At 66.7% G+C, this 19,161-nt stretch carries 18 protein-coding genes; 4 read left to right on the forward strand and 14 right to left on the reverse strand.

Translation table 11 applies throughout. The features are described 5' to 3' along the window. Nucleotide 1 precedes the first annotated feature (1 nt). From HNP98_RS08260 to HNP98_RS08280, 5 genes are all read right to left on the reverse strand, one after another. Nucleotides 2-679 carry a response regulator transcription factor gene (locus HNP98_RS08260; RefSeq protein ID WP_173809593.1) on the reverse strand — a complete coding sequence of 226 codons (678 nt, stop codon included), beginning with the start codon at nucleotides 677-679 and terminating at the stop codon, nucleotides 2-4. A 197-nt stretch (nucleotides 680-876) separates the two neighbouring features. Further along, on the reverse strand, nucleotides 877-1,368 hold the full coding sequence (locus HNP98_RS08265; RefSeq protein WP_173809594.1) for a DinB family protein: 492 nt from the start codon (nucleotides 1,366-1,368) through the stop codon (nucleotides 877-879). 122 nt (nucleotides 1,369-1,490) lie between these two features. Continuing rightward, the gene (locus tag HNP98_RS21850; RefSeq protein WP_246275037.1) at nucleotides 1,491-1,955 is read right to left on the reverse strand and encodes a DUF6970 domain-containing protein; all 465 of its coding nucleotides are present in this window, start codon (nucleotides 1,953-1,955) and stop codon (nucleotides 1,491-1,493) included. Nucleotides 1,956-2,102: 147 nt separating this feature from the next. Then, nucleotides 2,103-2,492: a diacylglycerol kinase family protein gene (locus HNP98_RS08275; protein ID WP_173809595.1), complete on the reverse strand. Its 390-nt coding sequence runs from the start codon at nucleotides 2,490-2,492 to the stop codon at nucleotides 2,103-2,105. Next, complete coding sequence (locus tag HNP98_RS08280; protein ID WP_173809596.1) at nucleotides 2,485-3,072, reverse strand: GNAT family N-acetyltransferase; 588 nt, start codon at nucleotides 3,070-3,072, stop codon at nucleotides 2,485-2,487. The genes HNP98_RS08275 and HNP98_RS08280 overlap by 8 nt, the downstream gene beginning before the upstream one ends. A 328-nt stretch (nucleotides 3,073-3,400) precedes the next feature. Between HNP98_RS08280 and HNP98_RS08285 the strand changes: the two genes are divergently transcribed. Next, nucleotides 3,401-3,973: an arylesterase gene (locus tag HNP98_RS08285; protein WP_173809597.1), complete on the forward strand. Its 573-nt coding sequence runs from the start codon at nucleotides 3,401-3,403 to the stop codon at nucleotides 3,971-3,973. Between the two features lie 97 nt (nucleotides 3,974-4,070). Continuing rightward, the gene (locus tag HNP98_RS08290; protein WP_173809598.1) at nucleotides 4,071-4,739 is read left to right on the forward strand and encodes a hypothetical protein; all 669 of its coding nucleotides are present in this window, start codon (nucleotides 4,071-4,073) and stop codon (nucleotides 4,737-4,739) included. A gap of 79 nt (nucleotides 4,740-4,818) precedes the next feature. On the opposite strand, the gene HNP98_RS08295 is transcribed toward HNP98_RS08290, so the two are convergent. The 5 genes from HNP98_RS08295 to HNP98_RS08315 form a co-directional block, all read right to left on the reverse strand. After that, the gene (locus HNP98_RS08295) at nucleotides 4,819-5,265 is read right to left on the reverse strand and encodes a YceI family protein (protein ID WP_173809599.1); all 447 of its coding nucleotides are present in this window, start codon (nucleotides 5,263-5,265) and stop codon (nucleotides 4,819-4,821) included. Beyond that, nucleotides 5,265-6,806 carry a c-type cytochrome gene (locus HNP98_RS08300; protein ID WP_246275038.1) on the reverse strand — a complete coding sequence of 514 codons (1,542 nt, stop codon included), beginning with the start codon at nucleotides 6,804-6,806 and terminating at the stop codon, nucleotides 5,265-5,267. The genes HNP98_RS08295 and HNP98_RS08300 overlap by 1 nt, the downstream gene beginning before the upstream one ends. A gap of 230 nt (nucleotides 6,807-7,036) precedes the next feature. Next, the gene (locus HNP98_RS08305; protein ID WP_173809600.1) at nucleotides 7,037-7,951 is read right to left on the reverse strand and encodes a DUF72 domain-containing protein; all 915 of its coding nucleotides are present in this window, start codon (nucleotides 7,949-7,951) and stop codon (nucleotides 7,037-7,039) included. Between the two features lie 132 nt (nucleotides 7,952-8,083). After that, nucleotides 8,084-9,100, reverse strand: coding sequence for a hypothetical protein (locus HNP98_RS08310; protein ID WP_317171067.1), 1,017 nt, complete (start codon nucleotides 9,098-9,100; stop codon nucleotides 8,084-8,086). A gap of 456 nt (nucleotides 9,101-9,556) precedes the next feature. Next, complete coding sequence (locus tag HNP98_RS08315; protein ID WP_246275039.1) at nucleotides 9,557-11,566, reverse strand: vWA domain-containing protein; 2,010 nt, start codon at nucleotides 11,564-11,566, stop codon at nucleotides 9,557-9,559. A gap of 258 nt (nucleotides 11,567-11,824) precedes the next feature. Between HNP98_RS08315 and HNP98_RS08320 the strand changes: the two genes are divergently transcribed. Further along, a complete protein-coding gene (locus HNP98_RS08320; RefSeq protein WP_173809601.1) occupies nucleotides 11,825-12,481 on the forward strand; it encodes an RNA polymerase sigma factor in 657 nt (218 codons plus the stop codon). Then, entirely contained in the window at nucleotides 12,465-13,637 is a 1,173-nt protein-coding gene (locus HNP98_RS08325; RefSeq protein ID WP_173809602.1) for an energy transducer TonB, read from the forward strand. Before HNP98_RS08320 ends, HNP98_RS08325 begins: the two co-directional genes overlap by 17 nt. Nucleotides 13,638-13,875: 238 nt before the next feature. Here the strand turns inward: HNP98_RS08325 and HNP98_RS08330 are convergent, their stop codons facing one another. From HNP98_RS08330 to HNP98_RS08345, 4 genes are all read right to left on the reverse strand, one after another. Continuing rightward, nucleotides 13,876-14,958, reverse strand: coding sequence for a proline iminopeptidase-family hydrolase (locus tag HNP98_RS08330; protein ID WP_246275040.1), 1,083 nt, complete (start codon nucleotides 14,956-14,958; stop codon nucleotides 13,876-13,878). A gap of 57 nt (nucleotides 14,959-15,015) precedes the next feature. Beyond that, a complete protein-coding gene (locus HNP98_RS08335; RefSeq protein WP_173809603.1) occupies nucleotides 15,016-16,287 on the reverse strand; it encodes a dipeptidase in 1,272 nt (423 codons plus the stop codon). An 85-nt stretch (nucleotides 16,288-16,372) separates the two neighbouring features. Further along, nucleotides 16,373-18,646, reverse strand: a complete 2,274-nt coding sequence (locus HNP98_RS08340) for a transferrin receptor-like dimerization domain-containing protein (protein ID WP_173809604.1) — start codon at nucleotides 18,644-18,646, stop codon at nucleotides 16,373-16,375. Between the two features lie 270 nt (nucleotides 18,647-18,916). Further along, entirely contained in the window at nucleotides 18,917-19,093 is a 177-nt protein-coding gene (locus HNP98_RS08345; RefSeq protein ID WP_157887166.1) for a hypothetical protein, read from the reverse strand. Nucleotides 19,094-19,161: the final 68 nt, after the last annotated feature.

Below are 19,161 nucleotides of genomic sequence, written 5' to 3' on the forward strand. Positions count from 1 at the left end.
GCTACCCCTCGCGCATCACGTAGCCCATGCCCACTACGGTATGGATGAGCTTGGGCGAAAAATCGCGGTCCAGCTTTTTGCGCAAGTAGCTTACGTACACGTCGATGACGTTGGTGGTGGTGTCGAAGTCCAGGTCCCAGACGCGCTCGGCAATGTCCACGCGCGACACCACGCGGCCGCGGTTGCGCAGCAGGTGCTCCAGCAGCGAGTACTCGCGGGTGGTGAGGTCGATGCGCCGGCCGGCGCGGGCCACGGTTTTGGCGTCGAGGTCGAGCACGAGGTCGGCCATGCGCAGTTCGCGGCGCTCATCGCTGGCCGCGGCGTAGCGCTGGGTGAGGGCCCGGGCCCGCATCAGCAATTCCCTGAACTCAAACGGTTTGACTAAGTAATCGTCGGCCCCGGCCGCGAAGCCGGCCTCTTTGTCGTCGAGGCTGTCGAGGGCCGTGAGCAGCAGCACCGGCACCCGGCGGTGACCGGCCCGAATGCGCCGGCACAGCTCCAGGCCGTCGACGTAGGGCAGGTTCACGTCCAGAATCACCAGGTCGTAGGGCTGCTGGTCGTAGAGCGACCAGCCCGTGCGCCCGTCGTAGGCCACGGTGAGGTCGTAGCCCTCGTGGGCAAAGCCTTTTTTGATGAACGAGGCCACCGACGGCTCGTCTTCAACCAGCAGAATTTTCATGGGAACGGGCGTACTGCCCGGCTATACGCAGGGGCCCCCGGCGCGAACAGGCCGCCCCGCAACTACCTGCCGGGCGGCCTGCAAAATTGGTAAAACGGAGTGGCACTCCGTTTCCGCCGGAATGCCCCAACCGGAATCGGAGTACCACGCTACTTCCAGCCAAACACGCCTGGCCGGAAACGGAGTGCCGCTCCGTTTTACAGCTGCGGGGCTACCTGGCCGCTTTGCTCGCGGCAGTAGGTGATGAAGTCGGAATTGACGGGCTCCAGGCCGCCTTCGCGCATTTTGGTGGCCACCTGGCCGCGGTGGTAGCTGGCGTGCACCACGGCGTGGGTCAGGATGTCGCTCACCTGCGAGTCGAAGGCGTCGCCCTGCGAGTTGCTGTACTGGATGTGGCGCAGCAGCTCGGTTTCGTCGGCGCTGGCGCAGAGGTCAGCCAAGCGCTGCGAGGTCTGCTCGTGCCAGTGGTGCAGGCCGGCGAGGTCGTGCTCCTGCCACACCTTCAGGGGGCTGGCCGTGCCGCTGAGGCGGGCAATCCAGATGGCCTGGGCGTTGATGACGTGGCTGAAGATGCGCAGCGCGGGCGGGGGGGCCGGGTGGCCGGCGGCCACCGACGAGTCGAGGCGGCGCAGCAGCGTTTCGTTGGCCCACACGTTGAAGGCCCCCAGCTTGGCAATGGTGTTAATCATCTTTTTGAATTATGAATTATGAGTTGGCAGTGCTTGCCCGTGAGCCAAAGCTAAGGCCTGCTCCCATTGCTGGCGGCCAGACCAAAACTCATAATCCATAACTCATAATTCATAACTAGCTATTAACGTGGGTCTTGCCACACGATTTTTTCGTTGGTTTTGTGCTTGTCAAAATCGGCGCACTGGCCGTCGCCCTTGCCCGTAATGCCGCCGTCGGGGTGGCACAGCACGCTGCCTTTGGTATCGTACAGCGTCGAAGGCTGGTCACAGCAGGGCGCGGTTTCCCAGTACACCACCTGGTCGTGGTAGCGGTAGCGGTAGATGCGGATGATGGGGTACTGCTTGCGGTGGCCCAGCGTTGCGGCGATGCGGGCCTTCAGCCACTGGGGGCGGGCGGTGGTGTCTTCCACGGCCACGCGGGCGGGTACGGGGTCCACGGTGTTGGCCGAGGTGGGGGCCGGCGTGTCATTTTCGGTGATGCTGTTGCCGTTGGGCTGCGTAGTGGGCGTGCCCACCGTCACGCGGTCGGCCCCGCAGGCGGAGGCCAGAAGCAGCGTGGCGGCGCAAAGAGTAGGCAGGGTTCTCATTTAAGTGGTGAGCGGTTATCGGTGAGCAAGCGAGGGGCCCGGGCGGGCGGGGGTCTGCTGCTTACGCCCGGGGTTGGCAATGGTTCGCCGGTTGCCTTTCCGCTGGGCCCCCTTACCCGCCCGGCGCACTCAACCGTTCGCCGCTGGCTACGGCAAAAGGTGGGGCCCGAACACTAGGCCCCCCACCACCAGGGCCCCCAGCGCGGCCAGCAGCACGGCCCCGGCGGCCACGTCCTTGGCGCGGCCGGCCAGCGGGTGGTAGCTGGGCGAAGCCAGGTCGGTGAGGGCCTCCACGGCGGTGTTCACCAGCTCGGCCGTCCACACGCCGGCCACGGCCAGGGCCACCAGGGCCCACTCGAGCCGCGCCAGCCGGCAATACCACCCCAGGCCCAGCGCGGCGGCCGTGGCCAGCGCGTGGAAGCGCAGGTGCAGCTCGGAGCGCAGCGCCGCGCCCACCCCGCGAAACGCGTGGCCGAAGCTGGCCGCCCGCCGCCGCAGCACCTTGGCCGGCAGGCCCCGGGGCCAGGGGCTACGCATCGAACTCGGCGAACACCGAGTGCCGCAGCGCGTCCCACTCGGGCCGGATGATGCTGAAAATGACCGTATCGCGCCGCACGCCGCCCTGCGTGAGGCGGTGGCGGCGCAGGGTGCCTTCCTCGGTGGCCCCCATGCGGCGCATGGCCTGCTGCGACTTCAGGTTGCGGCTGTCGGTCTCCAGCTCCACCCGCTCGCAGCCGAGGGCCCCGAAGGCGTGGCACAGCAGCAGGTGCTTGGCGGCCCGGTTCAGGCCCGTGCGCTGGAAGGCGGTGCCCACCCAGGTGTAGCCGATGCTCAGGCGCTGGTCGTCGGGCACCACGCCGTAGTAGCTGGTGCTGCCCGCCAGCTGCCCGCTGGCCCGGTCGATGATGGCGAACGGGTAGCGCCGCTCGGCCTGGCGCTCCTGCACGGCCTGGGCCAGGTAGGCGGCCAGGCTCACCGCGTCGTCGGCACGGGTGAGGGTGTAGCGCCACAGCTCGGGGTCGAAAGCCACGGCTTTGAGGGGCTCAAAATCGGCCGTTTCGAGGGGGCGCAGGCGCACGCGGCTGTTTTCCAGCACAAGGTTCTTGGCAAAATCCATAGCCTTGCAAAGATGTCGATAAAAAACACTGCCGGCCGGGGGCAGGGTCGAATCGCCGGGCCGGGCCCGGGCCGGGCGGCCGGGGCCCCGGCCAGCAAAAGCAGCTACAGCAGCGCGACCCGTTCGAGTGTGTTAATGCTCAAAAGCGCGGTACCGGGCGGTACGCTGGGGGCCGCCGGCCCCGTAGTTAGGCGCAGGCCGGCGCGGCCGGTGGTTTCGCCGCGCCCGCGGGCCCCCGAGCGGCCGCCGGGCCCCGCACCGGGCCGCGGCAGCGAAAGCGGGGGCCGGCGTGTAACCGCCCGCCCCCCCCGCCGCGTTAGCAGGGCTTATGAAGAACATTATTTTTTTCGGCGACAGCCTCACGGCCGGCTACGGCCTGCCCGCCGCCGCCAGCTTCCCCGCCCTCATCCAGCAGAAACTCGACGCGGCCCAGCGGCCCTACCAAGCCCTCAATTACGGCGTGAGCGGCGACACCAGCGCCGGCGGCCGCGCCCGCCTGCCCGCCGTGCTGGCCCGCCAGCCCACCGACGTATTCGTGCTGGCCCTGGGGGCCAACGACGGCATCCGGGGCGTGCCAGTGCCCGACACCAGCACCAACTTGCGGGCCATTTTGCAGGCCGTGCAACAGCAGTTGCCGGCGGCGCAGCTGGTGGTGGCCGGCCTGGAATTCCCCTTCAACATCAGCCCGCTGGGCAACCACCGCCTCGTGCGCTACGCCGCCGAGTTCAAGGCCCTGTTCCGGCCCCTGGCCCAGCAGTTTGGGGCGGCTTTCGTGCCCTTTCTGCTCGAAGGCGTCCTCGGCCACCGCGACCTGAACCTGGCCGACGGCGTGCACCCCAACGCGGCCGGCCAGCGGATCCTGGCCGACAACATGTGGGCCGTGCTGGAGGGCGTGCTGTAGGGTATTGGACTGAATTAAAGAAGTCGCAAATGCGATGTAAAAACGAAAAATTAGGCAATTGAAGTATCAATGCGCTACGCGCGGTCTTTATTCATTGATGGAAATCCATAATCTACTTCACCACTTAGCTTATGGCAACGCCGAAGAATCGGCGGCGGCGGCGCATAATTTTGTCACCAATGACGCTACCCTAACACAATATAAGAAGTTGACGGCTACGCTAATAAAAGCTAATGACAGCCGCATTGTATTTTGGGGACTGGATGTGTTGATCAAAAACTTTCCTTTGCAACTTCAACAAGACGGTGAAGCCTTAATTCCTTGGCTGCTAAGCAATCTTACGCACGAATCCTTTCCTGTCGTTGACCGGGTTGTATGGGCATTAAGTGTTATCGGCGTAGCTGCCGTCGATGCTTTGATTTATACGGTGGAGCAGACGTCAAATCCCGTGCATCAAGCCGCTTGTCTGGGAGCGTTGCGCCGCAACCACCACTTGTACCTACGCGCCAAGCAGGTACTGGCACTTCTTGCGGCATCTTTGGGCAGTGCGACGGCCGAAGTGCGGCACTGGGCAATGATTACCTCAATGGACATCAGTCCTTTACGTTCCTGGTTCGACGAGCGTATGCAGCCACAGGATTTCGAGCCGCTTTACCGGCTAGTATTACCGGTTGCCCAAGAATTTATCGATAGCACGCAAGACGATATTTACATCCGCTACCGGGATCTTATCACCCAGCACTTGGCCAACAACCAAGCCCGCTAAGAATCCTTGGCCATTTTCAACTGGATGGTCACGAGCACGTCGTCGGACAGAATCAGGCTTTTTTTGCCCAGGTTGAAATTTAGCCGGTTGATGCGAGGGTGCCCCGGAATTCGTTGGCGGCCGACACGGTGAAGGGCAGCTTCACGTCGTGCGCAATGCCTTTCATGGTCAGCGCGAACGTGCCTTCGTACTGCCCGGGGCCCGTTTTGCGGAACGCCGTGGATTGCAGGGCAATGGTCGGGTATTTTTCGGCGTCGAACCAGTCGGGCTTCTGCAGATGCTTGTCGCGCAGGCCGATGCCCGTGTGGATGGTGCTCACCGGCACCGATGCCCGGATGCGGGCCTGGTCGAGGTGCGCGGGGTCGAACTGCACCGTGGCTTCCAGGCCCGCCAGCGTGCCCTCGACGGTGAAGCCGGCGTTGACAATCTGAAAGCTGATGACCGATTCCTTTACCTGGCGGCTGCTGGCGGGGGCCCCCGCCAGCAGCCAGCACAGCCAACCCAGTCCTACTAATAGCTTCATCATCACAGCGTTTTAAGGAAAGCTAAGAGGGCATCGCGGTCGGGGCTGGTCAGCTCCAGCCCGAACTCGTGGCCCGGCACGGCTTTGGTCGTCACGCCCGCGCCTTTAAAGCCGGTGGGCACGTAGTCGGCCCGCAAACGCTTGGGGTCCAGCACATCGCCCAGGGTGGCCAGGGAGCCGTCGTGCAGGAAGGGCCCCCGGTACCACACGCCTTTTAAGGAAGGCACCTTGTAGTAGCCGGTGCCGCGCCGGGTTTTGAGGGCGTAGCCGGGGTCGGTGCCGATGGAGATTTCGAAGATGTCGTACTTTTTCCGGTGCTCCTCGGGCACTTCGAAGCCGTCGGCGGGCGTGAGCATGTTGTTGGTGTAGAGCGGCGGCGTGTGGCAGCTCACGCAGCCTTCCTTGATGAACAGCTGGCTGCCGCGCCTGGACAGGGCCGTGGGCTGGTTGGGGTTGGCGGGCGGCGTCAGCGAGTACACGTACTTGGCCAGGGCAAACAGCTGGGCTTCGCTGTAGCGGTCAAAGGTGCCCGAAAAAGTAGCTTTGCCGGGCAGCGCCAGGGTTTTGTGCCCGATGCCGGCCGGGATGTAGCCGTCGTAGCTGGCCATGAAATCCAGCGCTTGGTTGATGGCGATGTAGCGCATCATATCACCGATGCTGCGGTGCCGCGCCAGGCCGCCGTGGTCGAGGTAGGTGCGGTCCTTCACCCCAACCAGGTCGGGCACGGTGGGTGGAAACAGGATGCTGGTGCCCTGCCGCCCCAGCGTGCCCGGTGGCAGCGCCTCAAAGGCCTGGCAGATTTCTTCTTTCGAGCGGTGGCTGAGCTGGGAGTTGGGGTCGTCTTTTACAAATGGTGCGTCGAAGAGTATTCCGGTTACAAACTGCACGGCTGGCTCCGGAAAACTGGGCGCGTGGCGGATGGCCCAGGCCGTGGCGCGGTCGCCCGGAAAATTGCCCTGCGCCCCTTTTAGCACCACGCCGTTTTTCTCCACGCGAGTATGGCACATGCCGCACGAGAGATTGCCGAGCAGCACCTTGCCTTTTTCGGTCACCACATAGCGGGCGTAGGGCATAATGCCGTCCTTGGTCAGGGGCATTTTGGTGGCCGCGTATAAGGCTGGGTTACGCACGTCGGCCTCGGAGAGTACGGCCCCGTCCACGTCGATGGGCATATCGAACAGCAGCTCGCCGGCCTTTATCCAGTCGGCCTCAGTGTGTAGCTTGGCGGCGTCAAATACCACCTGCGGCGCCTGCTTTTGCAGCCACTCCCAGTAGCCCTTGGGCTCGCGGCCGGGCGCGTACACGGGGTAGTCTTTGTAGGCCACGCGCTCGGGCAGCTGGTAGTAGTAAGCCGCGGACACGTGCCGGGGCGAGGCGCTGGGCGTGGCCAGCGGCAGCTCGGCCGCCGCCAGGGCCGTGCTGTCCCAGGTGCGCGGAATCACCGGCGCGTAGGGCAGCGCTCGCCGGGCCCGCTCGCCGCCCAGGCGGGTGGTGGCGCTGACAACAACGGCACCCAGGCCGGCCAACAGTAAAAAAACGGGCAAAGGCAAGCGCTGCTCCATAACGGACCGGGGGCCAGGGTGAAAGAAACACGCCGGAGCAGCCAGCCATAACAGCCACAACTACCCACAAACTAGGCAATTATAAACATTAAAAATCTAATATACTTAGGGTGCGCTGGTTTCAGAATTGCCGTACCGGCTGCACGCCAGGGAAACACCGCCAAACCCTGGCCCCGCGCCCCAAAGGGGCTGCCGCCGCGCCGCGGGGCTAGCTAAAACAAGCTGCCCTGCACCGCTTGCGGAATAATGGCCGGCGGGGCCACCGCGATGCCCGTCAATTCCCTCATGCGGGCCAGGAAGTGCTGGGCCCACACCGGGGCGTGGCGCACGTCGCGCTGGTGGATGAAGAAATAAGCCGCGTGCAGGCCCTGGGCGTACCAGGCGGCCAGGCGCTCGGCCCAGGCGTCGGCGCGTTGGTAGTCGGTGCTGTGCAGGCCGTGGCCGTTGAAGCGCACGAAGGCCGTGGGCGTGGTCAGGCGCATGGCCAGCACGTCGCGCCGCCCGGCCACGTCGGTGAGCACCAGCGTTTTGTTCAGCGCCTCCAGGGTGGCAAACACCGCGTCGGCCAGGCCGCGGTCGGCAAACCAGCGGGGGTGGCGCAGCTCCACGGCCAGCGGCACGGCGGCGGGCCAGTCGAGCAGGAAGCGCTCCAGCCGCGGCAGGTGCTCGGGGCCCAGGTGCGGCGGCAGCTGCAAAAACGCCCACCCCAGGTTGTCCTGCAATTCTTCAATGGAGCGCGTGAAGGGCACCACCAAATCGTCGGTCTGGAACAGCTCGCGCTCGTGGCTGATGCTACGCGGCAATTTGGGGCAAAATTTAAAGCCGGGCCCCACGGCCCCGCGCCAGCGCCGCACGGTGGGCGCGTCGGGGATGCGGTAGTGGGTGGTGTTCAGCTCCAGGCTGTTGAACTGCCGGGCGTAGTAGTGCAGGTAATCGGGCTCCTTGATGCCGAGCGGGAAGTACGAGCCCAGCCACTCCTTATTCGTCCAGATGGGGCAGCCCACGTGCAGGGCCGGCGGCCGGGGCTGCGCCGGGCGGGCGCGGGCCAGCAGGCGGGCCGTGTCGGGGTGGTCGGGGGGCAGGCTAAAATTGACGTAGCGCAGGTCGGGCAGGCGGCCAAAATCCATGCGGCAAAGGTACGGCCCGGGCCCGGGCCCGGGGTCACCGCCGCGCACCAATTTCTGCGCCGGGCCTGAGCCAAAAGCCCCGCCCGGAACATCCGGGCGGGGCTTTTGGCTCAGCTACTGCGGCCGCGGCGGCTACTGGTACTGGATGTAGAGCGGCTTGGGGTTCAGCTCGGCCAGCACTTCGGAGGGCGTCATCAGGTGGTTGGGCTTGCGTTTGATGTCGTACTCGTAGAACAGCTTGAAGCCGGTGTACTGCACGGGCTGCTTTTCCACGTAGGCCTTGTACGAGTCCTTTTTCAGGGTCGGGTCGCCCCAGCCGTCCATGTCCATCACGACCTGCACGCGCGGGTCGAGCTTGATATTTTTGTAGTTCGTGAGCATGTTCTGCGTGAAGCGGTGCACGACGAGAATTTTGGGCGGCAGGTGGTTTTCGCTCACGATGCGGGCCAGGAAGTTGATGGCGAAGTTCACGTCCTTGGCGTCGTAGGTGCCGATTTTCTTGCCCGGCCGCGCGCCCTTGGTTTCCATCGCAAACTCGGGGTCGATGCCCAGGTGGATGGTCGGGTCCTTCAGGTACTCCGTCAGCTTGGGCAGCTCGTGCGCCAGGTTGCTCAGGCCCACCTGCACGTCCATGAACAGGAGGCAGTTGTGCTCCTTGGCCCAGCGGCGGGTTTCCTCAATGGTCGAGCCAGAGTTCATCAGGCGGTACTTGCCGTCCTTGCCGGCCGCGCCCTGGGCCGTGATGGTGACGCTGTGGATGGCCGGCTGGATGGGCAGGCCCGGCTCGGCGGCTTGCCACTCCTTCAGCACCCCGTCGAACTTGCGGAACATCTGGTCCTTGGGCTCGCGCCCCAAAATGCCCATGCCCTTCGAGCGGATGTTGCCGTAGAACGCCACGATGCGGTGGCCCGGCAGGATGGCCCCCGGCAGCTGCCCGGTTTTGCGGGCGATGCTGTCGGCCTTCAGCGAGTCGCGCTGCATGGCCAGGCGCTTGATTTTGATGGTATCGACGGGGGCCGGCTTGGCCGGCTGCGCGGCGGCAGCGGTGGCCTGCTCGGTAGCAGTGGTGCTGGACTGGCAGGCGGGCAGGCCCAAGCCCACCAGCAAGGCGCAGGCGGCCAGGGGGCCGGAAGCTTTGGTAAAAAACACTGAACGAAAATGGGTTAGTAGGGGCAAATGTCGTTTCAAAGGTAAACGGATTTCATCCGGTGTGAGCACCCGGGGCCCCGGCGCACGAGATTGTGGGCCCGACCCGCGCGGTTTGGCACGGTTTTGCCATGTACCCCCTTGCGTCCTACCCCCGGGAGTCACACCGCCCGGCCATTTACGTGTTTTTATCATTTGGTGACTTATCCTCCCTTTGAGGCCCCGCTGCGCTGGCAGCGGGGCCTTGTTATTTTCCGGGCCCCCGCGGGGGCTTCGGGACTACCCAGGTGGGCATGACCGCTCTTTCCGCTTAGTCGGACAGGTTCTTCATGTAAAACGATTGAGTTAGCCCCCGCGTGATGCAGAGACGCATCCTTTCGTTTGAGAATCAATGACTCGCCCAAACATTGTTCACGCCGAAGACGCGAAGAAGCTTACTTACAGCATTTTGCGGACTGCTTAGCGCACGCCCACGGCGGCCGGGCCGCTCAGGCCCTGGGCCAGGCGCACGAGGCGCACCAGCTCGGCGCGGTAGCCGTCGGCGTCGGGGCCCCGGCTGCCGGCGGCCAGGGCGGCGGTGGCGGCCCAGGTGGCGGTGCCGGCCTGCGGGCTCTGGCGCAGCAGCAGCCCAAACTGGGCCACGGCGGCCGCAAACCGGAAGTCGGCCGAGGCCTGCGCCAGGGGCCCGGCCGCGCCGTTCAGCGGCTGGGTTAGGAGCTGGCTGGTGCGGCCCTGGGGCTGCTTGTAGCGCAGCTTCACGGTCAGCACGTCGTTAGCAATGAACTGCTGCATGGTGACGGGCGGCGCGGGCGCGGGCTGATATTTTAGCTTATCCACCAGGGGCTGGGCCGCGCCCACGGGCACGAGTTCGTAGAGGGCCGTGACGGTGTGGCCCGCGCCCAGCTCGCCGGCGTCTTTGCGGTCGTTGTTGAAGTCTTCGGCCGCCAGCAGGCGGTTTTCGTAGCCCACGAGGCGGTAGTGGGCCACGCGGGCGGGGTTGAACTCGACCTGCAGCTTCACGTCCTGGGCCACGGTGAAGAGCGTGCCGCCGAACTGCGCCACCAGCACGCGCTGGGCCTCGGCGAGGTTGTCGAGGTAGGCGTAGTTGCCGTTGCCCTTGTCGGCCAGGGTTTCCATGCGGGCGTCGCGCAGGTTGCCGCGCCCGCAGCCCAGCACGGTCAGGAACACGCCGCTTTCGCGCTCGCTCACAATCAGTTGCTCCATGGCGGCGTCCGAGCTTTCGCCCACGTTGAAGTCGCCGTCGGTGGCCAGCACCACCCGGTTGTTGCCCTCCTTGGCGAAGTACTGCCGGGCCGTGGCGTAGGCCAGGCGCAGGCCCGCGCCGCCGGCCGTGGAGCCGCCCGCTTCCAGCCGGTCGATGGCCCCCAATATGGCCTCGGGCTGGTTGCCGGGCGTGGGGGGCAGCACCAGGCCGGCGGCCCCGGCGTAGGCCACCAGGGCCACGCGGTCGTGGGGCCGCAGCTGGCGCACGAGCAGGCGCAGGCCGGCCTGCACCAGGCCGAGGCGGTCGGGGCCCTGCATCGAACCTGACACGTCGACCAAAAACACCAGGTTGGCGGGCGGCAGGGCGCTGGTTTCCACGCTGCGGGCCCGGATGCCGATGCGCGCCAGCTGGTGCGCGGGGTTCCAGGGGCACACGGCCAGCTCGGTGCTGATGCGCACGGGGTCGGGGCTGGCGGGGGGCGGCGCGGGGTAGTCGTAGTGGAAGTAGTTCAGCATTTCCTCCACCCGCACGGCGTCGGCCGGGGGCAGCTGGCCTTCGGTGAGGAAGCGGCGCACGTTGGCGTAGCTGGCGTTGTCCACGTCGAGGGCGAAGGTGCTGAGCGGCGCTTGCTGCACGGCCTGGAAGGCGTTTTCGGCCATGTGGGCGTAGGTGTCGCCGGCGCCGGCTTCGGGCCGGGCGGGGTAGGGCGCGGGGGCCAGACTCATCAAGTCGGCGCTGCTCATATTGTACCCCTGTTGCTTGCGGCTGGCCCGGCTGCGCCCCGGGCTGGCAGCACCCCGAATGGCCACCCCAGCCACCCGGCCTTGCAGGGCCCGGGTAGCCCCGTAGCCCGTCACCACCACTTCTTCAAGCGCTTTGTTGTCAGGCTTTAATACCACGTTTATCACCACATCCTTCCCTACGCGCCGCTCCTGGGCCACGTAGCCCACAGAACTGAACACCAGCGTGGCCCGCCCACCGCGCGGCACCAGCAGCAAGTAGTGGCCCTGGGCATCGGTGCTGGCGCCGCGCTGGGTGCCTTTGAGGAGCACCGTGACGCCGGGCAGCAGTTGGCCCCGGTCGTCGCGCACGGTGCCGCTGATGGCAATGGCCCGGGCCGTGGTGGTGTCCATCAGCACGATGCCGCTGGGCCGGATGATGGGGGCCGGCAGCGGGGTGGGCTCTTGGGCCCGGGCGGGGGCCCCCAGGGCCAGCGGGAGCAACAGCAGCAGGAAGTTTTTCATGGCGGTGAAGGGGTTAGGCGGTGGAAGCTGCCGGAGAGATGCCGCGCCCGGCCGGATTGCACACGCGCCGCCAAAAAAAATTTCGGGGCCCCGGGGAGCGTGGTCCGAAGACTTTTCGGTCGTCGGGCCACTCTTGATTATTGCCCGGGGCTGCTGTTCCAGGATAAGAGTGGCCCGACGACGAAAAAGTCGTCGGACCACCGCGCTTTTGTCCGTTGCAAAAAAATTTCGGGGCCCCAGGCTACCTTGCCGGGGCCGATGTTTTTCCGCCGCTCCCCGCCCGCCGCCGCCGCGCCGCCCTCCGACCAGGAGCTGCTGGCCCGCTACCGCCTGCGCGGCGACGTGGCCGACTTGGGGGAGCTGTTCGACCGGCACCTGCCGATGGTGTTTGCCACCTGCCGCCGCTACCTGGCCCCGCCCGACGAGGACGCCCAGGACGCCAGCATGCAGTTGTTTGAGTACCTGGTGGGGGCCCTGCACAAGCACGCGCCCGACAACTTCCCCGCCTGGCTGCACGCCACCGCCCGCAACCACTGTCTGATGCAGCTGCGCGCCCGCCAGCGCGCCGGCCCCAGCGCGGGGCCCCTGCTCATCAGCCTGCCCGACGCGGCCGATGTGGAATTGGCCGCCGCCCGGCATCTTCCCGATGCCGCGGCGGCCGACGAAGCCGCGGCGGCCACCGAAACCACCCTGCAAGCCCTGGAACAAGCCCTTACGCAACTGCCCGATGGCCAGCGCCGCTGCCTGGAGCTATTTTTTCTGGAAAATAAATCGTACCAGGAAGTGGCCGGGGCCTTGGGCCTCGACCTCGGCCAAGTGAAAAGCCACCTGCAAAACGGTAAGCGCACGCTGCGCCGCCTCCTCACCGACGACCCGGCCCCGGCCGCCGCCCCCGCCCATGCCCCCCGCCGCTGACCTGCTCCGCGCGGCCCTCGCGGCCCCCCGCGGCCCCCACCCGGCCGCCGACACGCTGCGCCAGTACGCGGCCGGCGCCCTCGCGCCCGCCCAGCAGCACCTGGTAGAAGCCCACGCCCTCGACTGCCCCCGCTGCGCCGACGTGCTCGCCGGCCTCGCCCAAACCGACGCCGCCGCCACCGACCAGGCCCTGGCCACCCTGCGCCGCCGCCTGCACGCCCGCGTGGCCGAAGAAGCCGCCCCCCGCCCCGCCGCTGGCGCCTGGCACTGGCCCCGCCTGGCCGCCGCCGCCGCGGTAGTGGCTGGCCTGGCGGGCGGCGGCCTGTGGGAGTGGCAGCGCCGCGCCGCGCCCGCCGAGGTTGCTACCGTGGCGGCGCCACCCGCCGCAGAAGCTCCGGCCGCAGTACTGGACGGGGCCCCCGCGCCCGCGCCAGCTGCTGCGGCGGCTCCGGCCGCTTCGGCACCCACGGTAGCCGCGGCCCCCGCCAAGCCACGGCCCGCCGCAGTGGTAGCCTACGACCCCCAGCGCCGGGCCACCAGGAAATCAGTGTTATCAAACGCTGACCACGAAGACATTATGGACATGCGGGCAGTCGCGGACGATGCCGCAGCTAGGCCCCCGGCGCCCGCAGCAATGGAGGCGGCAGCCCCCAAAGCAGCCGCCGATTCCGTGCTGCGGCTAAGCAAAGTGGCCGTGAGCCAAGCCCAGCCAGCGTCGGCCCCGGCTGCTAAGTCCAGGGCCTTGATGGGCCGCGTGGCGGGCGTAGCCGTGGTGCCCACCATGCCCACCGAAAGCACCGCCGTGGCGCAACGCCTGGCCTTCACCGCACCCGCCAACAGCGCCGTGGTGGGCGCCATGCCCGCCGGGCCGGCCCTGGCGCCCGCGCCAGTGGGCGGCCTGGGCCCCCTGCGCGAGCAACTGCGCCGCGCGGCCGCCGAGTTCGTGCCCGAAGAAATGCCCCTAAAAGGCAATGTGCGGGTCCGCTTCACGGTGGGCAGCGACGGCAAAATCAGCAACCTGAAAGTGGTGCGCGGCCTGCGCCCCGATTACGACGCCGAGGCCCTGCGCCTGGTGTGCGAGGGCCCCGGCTGGGTGCCGGGCGTAGCCGGGGGCCGCCGCGCTGCCCTGCCGGTGGAGCTGAATGTGGTGTTTTAAGAGGGCAAAAGCACAGCGCTGGCCGCAGTTTAGCGCGCAGCGCCTAACTGCGCGCCACAGCATGGGGCGAGTGTGTAACTCGCAAAGCAGAACGGCCAAATGGCGCAACCCATTGGGCCGCTGCGCGGCCGTGAGTCATAGACTCACCCCGTTTGTCGGCCAGCAGTTGCGCGCTGCGCGCTAAACTGCGGCCAGCGCCTGGCGCGTCGCGGACTTGCAGTATCCTCGGTAAATTGGGCTACATCGCCATGCCGGCTTTGAACGACTTGTCGTCCACGGACTTGAGGAAGGTGAGCAGGCCTTTCATGTACGTTTCCTGGTCGTCGTACATGCTCATGTGGCTGCCTTGGGGGCAGATGAGCGACGCACCTTTTTGCACTTTGGTAGCAATCATGCGCATGTGGGCGGGGTCCATCGTGTCGTATTTCCCGCCGATGGACAGGAACGGCACCACTAGCTTGGGCAGGTCGGGCACCCGGTCCCAGTGCGTGAGCTTGCCCGAGATGCCGAACTCGCTGGGGCCCTGCATGGTCACGTACAGCGACTGGTTGATTTTGCCCAGCGAGCGGCGCACTGGCTCGGGGTTGGGCACGATGCGGCACAGGTGCTCGGCGTAGAAATTGGGTTCGAGCAGGCCCATGTAGCGCGGGTTGCTGAAGTCCTTGGCGGCCTCGATTTTGCGGATTTCGGCCAGCACTGCGGGCTTCATCTGCTTGGCCAGCACCTCGTCGGCGTACTTGCCGTAGGCGGGGCAGCTCATCATCATGTTGCTGATGATGAGGCCTTTCAGGTTTTTCTGGTACTTGAAGGCGTACTCGGCGGCCAGGATGCCGCCCCAGGAGTGGCCCAGCAAGTAAAAGTTGCTGCTGTCGAGCTTCAGGGCCCGGCGCACCTGCTCCACTTCCTCCACGTAGCGCGGCAGGCTCCACATCGAGGTGTCGCGCGGGTTGTCGGAGTTGCCGCAGCCAAGCTGGTCGTAGTAAATGAACTCCACGCCTTCCTTGGGCAGGAAGCTTTCCATGCACTCGAAGTACTCGTGCGTGGCGCCGGGGCCCCCGTTCAGCAGCAACACCTTGATTTTCGGGTTGTTGCCGAAGCGTTTCGTCCACACGTTGAATTTGCCCTTGGGCGTCGTGATGGGAATGACCTGCACGCCGCCGGTTTGCACGCCCGTTTCGGTGGGCGCGAAGTAGGCGCTGGGGGCCCCGGCCGGGGCGGTTTCGGTGGTGGCGGCGGGCGTAGTGGCCGGGTTGCAGCCGGCCACGAGGGCCCCGCCGAGCAGTGCGGTTGCGGCCAAGCGCAGCATATCAAAGTGTTTCATGGGAAGCGGTATGGTGGAAAAAAGAAACTGAGGGCCGGTGTTATGGCGAAAATTCGGTTAATGGCGCGAAGCCGGGGGCGGGCCCTTGCCGCGGGCCACGGCGTCCATTACCCGGAACAGGTTGCCGCCCCAGATTTTGCGCAGGGCGCGGGCGGAGTAGCCGCGGCGCAGCAGCTCCAGGGTCAGGTGGGGGAAGTCGCCCACGTCGGCCAGGCCGTCGAGCACGGAGCCGCCGTCGAAGTCGGAGCCGATGCCCACGTGGTCGATGCCCGCCACTTGCACCAGGTGGTCGATTTGGTTGGCCGCGTCCTGAACGGTGGCCAGGGACACGGGGTATTTGCGCTCAATATCAACGTATTCGGCCAGGGCCTGGGTGCGGTCGGCGGCGGGCAGGGCGTACACGTTGAGAAAGGTTTTGATGCTCCATTTCGTGTAAAACGCTTGCTCGGCCGCTTGCCGGGCGGGCGTTTTCACCTCCGTCTTCACGTAGGGGCTGAACAGGTTGAGCTGCACCACGCCGCCGTGGCGGGCCAGGGCCCGCAGCATGGCGTCGGTGAGGTTGCGGGGCATGTCGGCCAGCACCCGGCTGCCCGAGTGCGAGGCAATGACCGGCACCCGGGACGCCCGCAGCACGTCGTAAAACGTCGAGTCCGAGGTGTGCGACACGTCCACCATCATCCCCAGGCGGTTCATTTCCCGCACCGCCCGCTCGCCCAACGGGCTGAGGCCCTGCCACTCGGGGCCCTTGGGGTCGGTGGCCGAATCGCACAGGTCGTTGTTAGAGGAATGGCACAGCGTGAGGTAGCGGGCCCCCTGGTTGTAGTAGGCTTGGAGCATCGCCAAATCCTGGCCCACGGGGTAGCCGTTTTCCATGCCGATGAAAAGGGCCCGCTGGCCCGCCCGCCGGATGCGCCGCGCCTCCGCCGGCGTGGTGGCCAGCGCCAACTCGGTGGGGTAGCGGCGAATGGCGGCGTGGATGGCATCGAACTGGGCCTGCACCTCCTGGCGGATGGCGGCGTAGCCGGCCGGCGCGCGGGGCCCCTGCCCCACGTATACCACCCAAAACGCAGCGTCGAGGCCGCCGCGTTTCATTTTGGGCAGGTCCACCTGGCCGTCTTCTTTGGCGGCATGGTCGTCCGCCAGGTCAAACCCGGGCTTTACCAGGTGCTTGCTGGGCGTGTCCTCGTGCGCATCGACGACGAAAGCCTTTGCGTGGATGGCGTGGGCTTTGGCTTGCAGCTTCGCCTCCGCCGTTTGGGCGGCAGCGGGCCGCGCGGCAAACAGCAGCAGCAGCAAGGGCAACTGGGCGGCAAAGTGGCAGTCAGGCATTCAGGTAAGGGCGTTTTTCAAGTGCACGGGAAAAAGAAGGTCATGCCCAACGGTTCGTTTTAAAGCAAGCCCCTGGGGCCCCGGGCTACTGCGCCGGGGCCGGCCCCGCCACGGCCGCCGCCCGGTTCACCTGGCCCGCGAAGCGCTCGATGGCCGCGCCCGTGCGCCGGATTTGCTCGTCGGCCTCGGCCCACTTGCGCTCCTCCACGGCTTCGCGGATGCCGGGCAGGGTTTTCACGCCGTAGCCGGTGTAGTAGCCGGGCGCGTAGAGCTGGTGCCGGTACCAGGGGCGGCGCGGCAGGCCTTCGGTGCTCAGGAGCTGTTGCTCAGCTTGGTAGAGCAGCTGGTCCAGCTCCTTTTTGCGGTCGTCCGACAGTTTGTTGGGGCCCCGGCGGGCTTGGGCGTAGGCCTGGGCGCTTTGTTCGAGCTTAGCTAGGGCGTTGTCGAGGGGGGCGAAGTTGAGGTAGGGCACGGCCTCCTGAGCCTTGGGCGGCAGCAGGGGCTGGTCGGGGTTGGCCACCTGGTCGAAGCGCTTGTCGGCCAGCAGCTTGGCTTGCTTCTCGGTGTCGGTGCGCATGGTTTCGGCCAGGGCTTTCACCTCGGTGCCGTACTTGGCCACGGTGTTCGAGAGGTTCTGGAACTCGAAGGGCAGCACGTCGGCGTCGGCCAGGCGCAGGGTGCAGCGGCCCATGGTTTGGGCCAGGGCCACGCCGTAGGCAAACGTGGGGTCTTTGAAGCGGGTGAAGTCGTCGAACGAATCGAAGATGGAGTGGTACTCGCCGCCCGCGCCTTCGCCGCCGAAGCCCACGTTCAAAGACGGAATGCCCAGGTGCTGGAGGTAGGGCGAGTAATCGGAGCCCGCGCCCAGGGCCCCGATGCGCAGGTCGGGCCGGTCGCGGGCGTCCTTCTGGGCCTCGGGCGAGCCGCTCACCAGGTCCAGGCTTTTGCGGCGCTCGATGATGGACACGTTTTTCTCGGGGTCCTGCACGTCGCGCCCCACCTGGTTGAAGAACTTCTCCAGCGTGTGCGAGCCGGCCACGCCCAGGAAGCCCCGGTCGCTGTTGTCGGTGTTCAGGTAGGCCACCACGTGCTTTTGGATGTCCTTGGCGTTGGTTTCGGCCCACTCCGTGGAGCCCAGCAGGCCGGGCTCCTCGCCGTCCCAGGCGCAAAACATGACGGTGCGCTTGGGGCGCCAGCCGGCCTTCACCAGCTCGCCCAGGGCCCGGGCTTCCTCCAATTCGGCCACCAGGCCGCTGAGCGGGTCGCTGGCGCCGTTCACCCAGGCGTCGTGGTGGTTGCCGCGCATGATCCACTCCTCCGGGTACTGGCTGCCCTGGAGGGTGGCGATGACGTTGTACACGGGCTCGGTTTTCCAGTTGAAGGCCAGCTGCAAGTGCACCCGCGCCGGCCCGGGGCCCAGGTGGTACGGGATGGGCAGGGCCCCGCGCCAGTCGGCCGGCGCCATCGGGCCGGCCAGGGCCGCGAGCAGCGGCTGGGCGTCGCCGTAGGAAATGGGCAGCACCGGAATCTGGGTGATGGTGGGGGCCTTGCGGTAGTCCAGGCGCTTGGCGTTTTTGGTCGAGCCGTAGCCGGGCGTGAGCGGGTCGCCGGGGTAGGTGGGCATGTCGAGCACCGAGCCGCGCTGGGCCCCGGTTTCGGGCTTGAAGGGGCCCTTGGGGTACACGTCGCCCTGCCCGTAGCCGTCGTCCTTGGGGTCGGAGTAGATGAGGCAGCCGATGGCGCCCATCTCGGCGGCCACCTTGGGCTTGATGCCGCGCCACGAGCCGCCGTACTTGGCAATCACGATTTTACCCTTCACGTCGATGCCGCGGCGGGCCAGCTCCTCGTAGTCTTTGGGGATGCCGTAGTTCACGAACACCAGCTCGGCCGTCACGTCGCCGTCCTTCGAGAAGCAGTTGTAGGTGGGCAGCTGCTCGGCAGTCTGGCCCGAGGTGGCGTCCTCGGGCACCGGTTTTTCGGCCAGCACGGCGGTGTATTTGGTGGGGCCCACCAACTCCAGCACGCGCAGCTTGGGCGTGGGGAACAGCACGTAGGAGATGTCAATCCGCGCGTCGTAGCCCCAGCTCTTGAACAGGCCGGCCATGTAGTCGGCATTCTCCTTGTCGTAGGGCGAGCCCACGTGGTGCGGGTGGGCCGAGAGCCGCTTCATCCAGTCGCGCAGGTTACCGGCCTTGAGCTGGGCGTCGAACTTAGTTTCGAGCTGGTACTCGGCGGCGGCCGCGGCGGGCGCAAAGCCCAGCAGCGGCTTGGCCTCGGCAGGCGGCGGGGTGGTTTGGGCGCGGGCCCGGGGCCCCAGCAGCAGGCCGGCGGCCAGGAAAAAAGCGTAGCGTTTCAGCATAGAACAGTCTTTTTTCGAGAAATAAAAGCACCGGGGGCCCAGGCGGTCCTGCACAGCCTGGCTTCAGTGCCGCGCAAGATAGCACGGAGCATCAAGCCGTTGGCACGCATTATTCTGTAGCGCGAACTTTGTAGCTCGCGGCGCTGCCCAGTCGCTGCACGGTGACCGGCAGGACGAAGCGAGAGCCGCGGACTACAAAGTCCGCGCTACACGCAAAAAGCGCCGTGCTGGGCAGCACGGCGCTTTTCAGCAACGCAGTTTTTAGGGGCCCTATCCGCTGTAGCCGCCGCCGCTTTCGGGCTCGGTGGCGCTGCCGCCGGGCTTGGTGGGCGTGGGCAGGTCAGTTTCGGTTTCGATGTGGACTTTGCTGTAATCGGGCACGCCGTCGCCCTGCACGGGTACGGGCGGCTCGGTGTGCGGGTCGGGGGTCGGATCGGTCTGGCTCATGGCAGGGGAAAGTTGAGGAAATGGCAACTGCCCGGGTGTACGGCCCAGGGCCTCCAATGGCTGCCCGC

This window comes from Hymenobacter caeli (assembly GCF_013294115.1).
GTDB classification, from domain to species: domain Bacteria; phylum Bacteroidota; class Bacteroidia; order Cytophagales; family Hymenobacteraceae; genus Hymenobacter; species Hymenobacter caeli.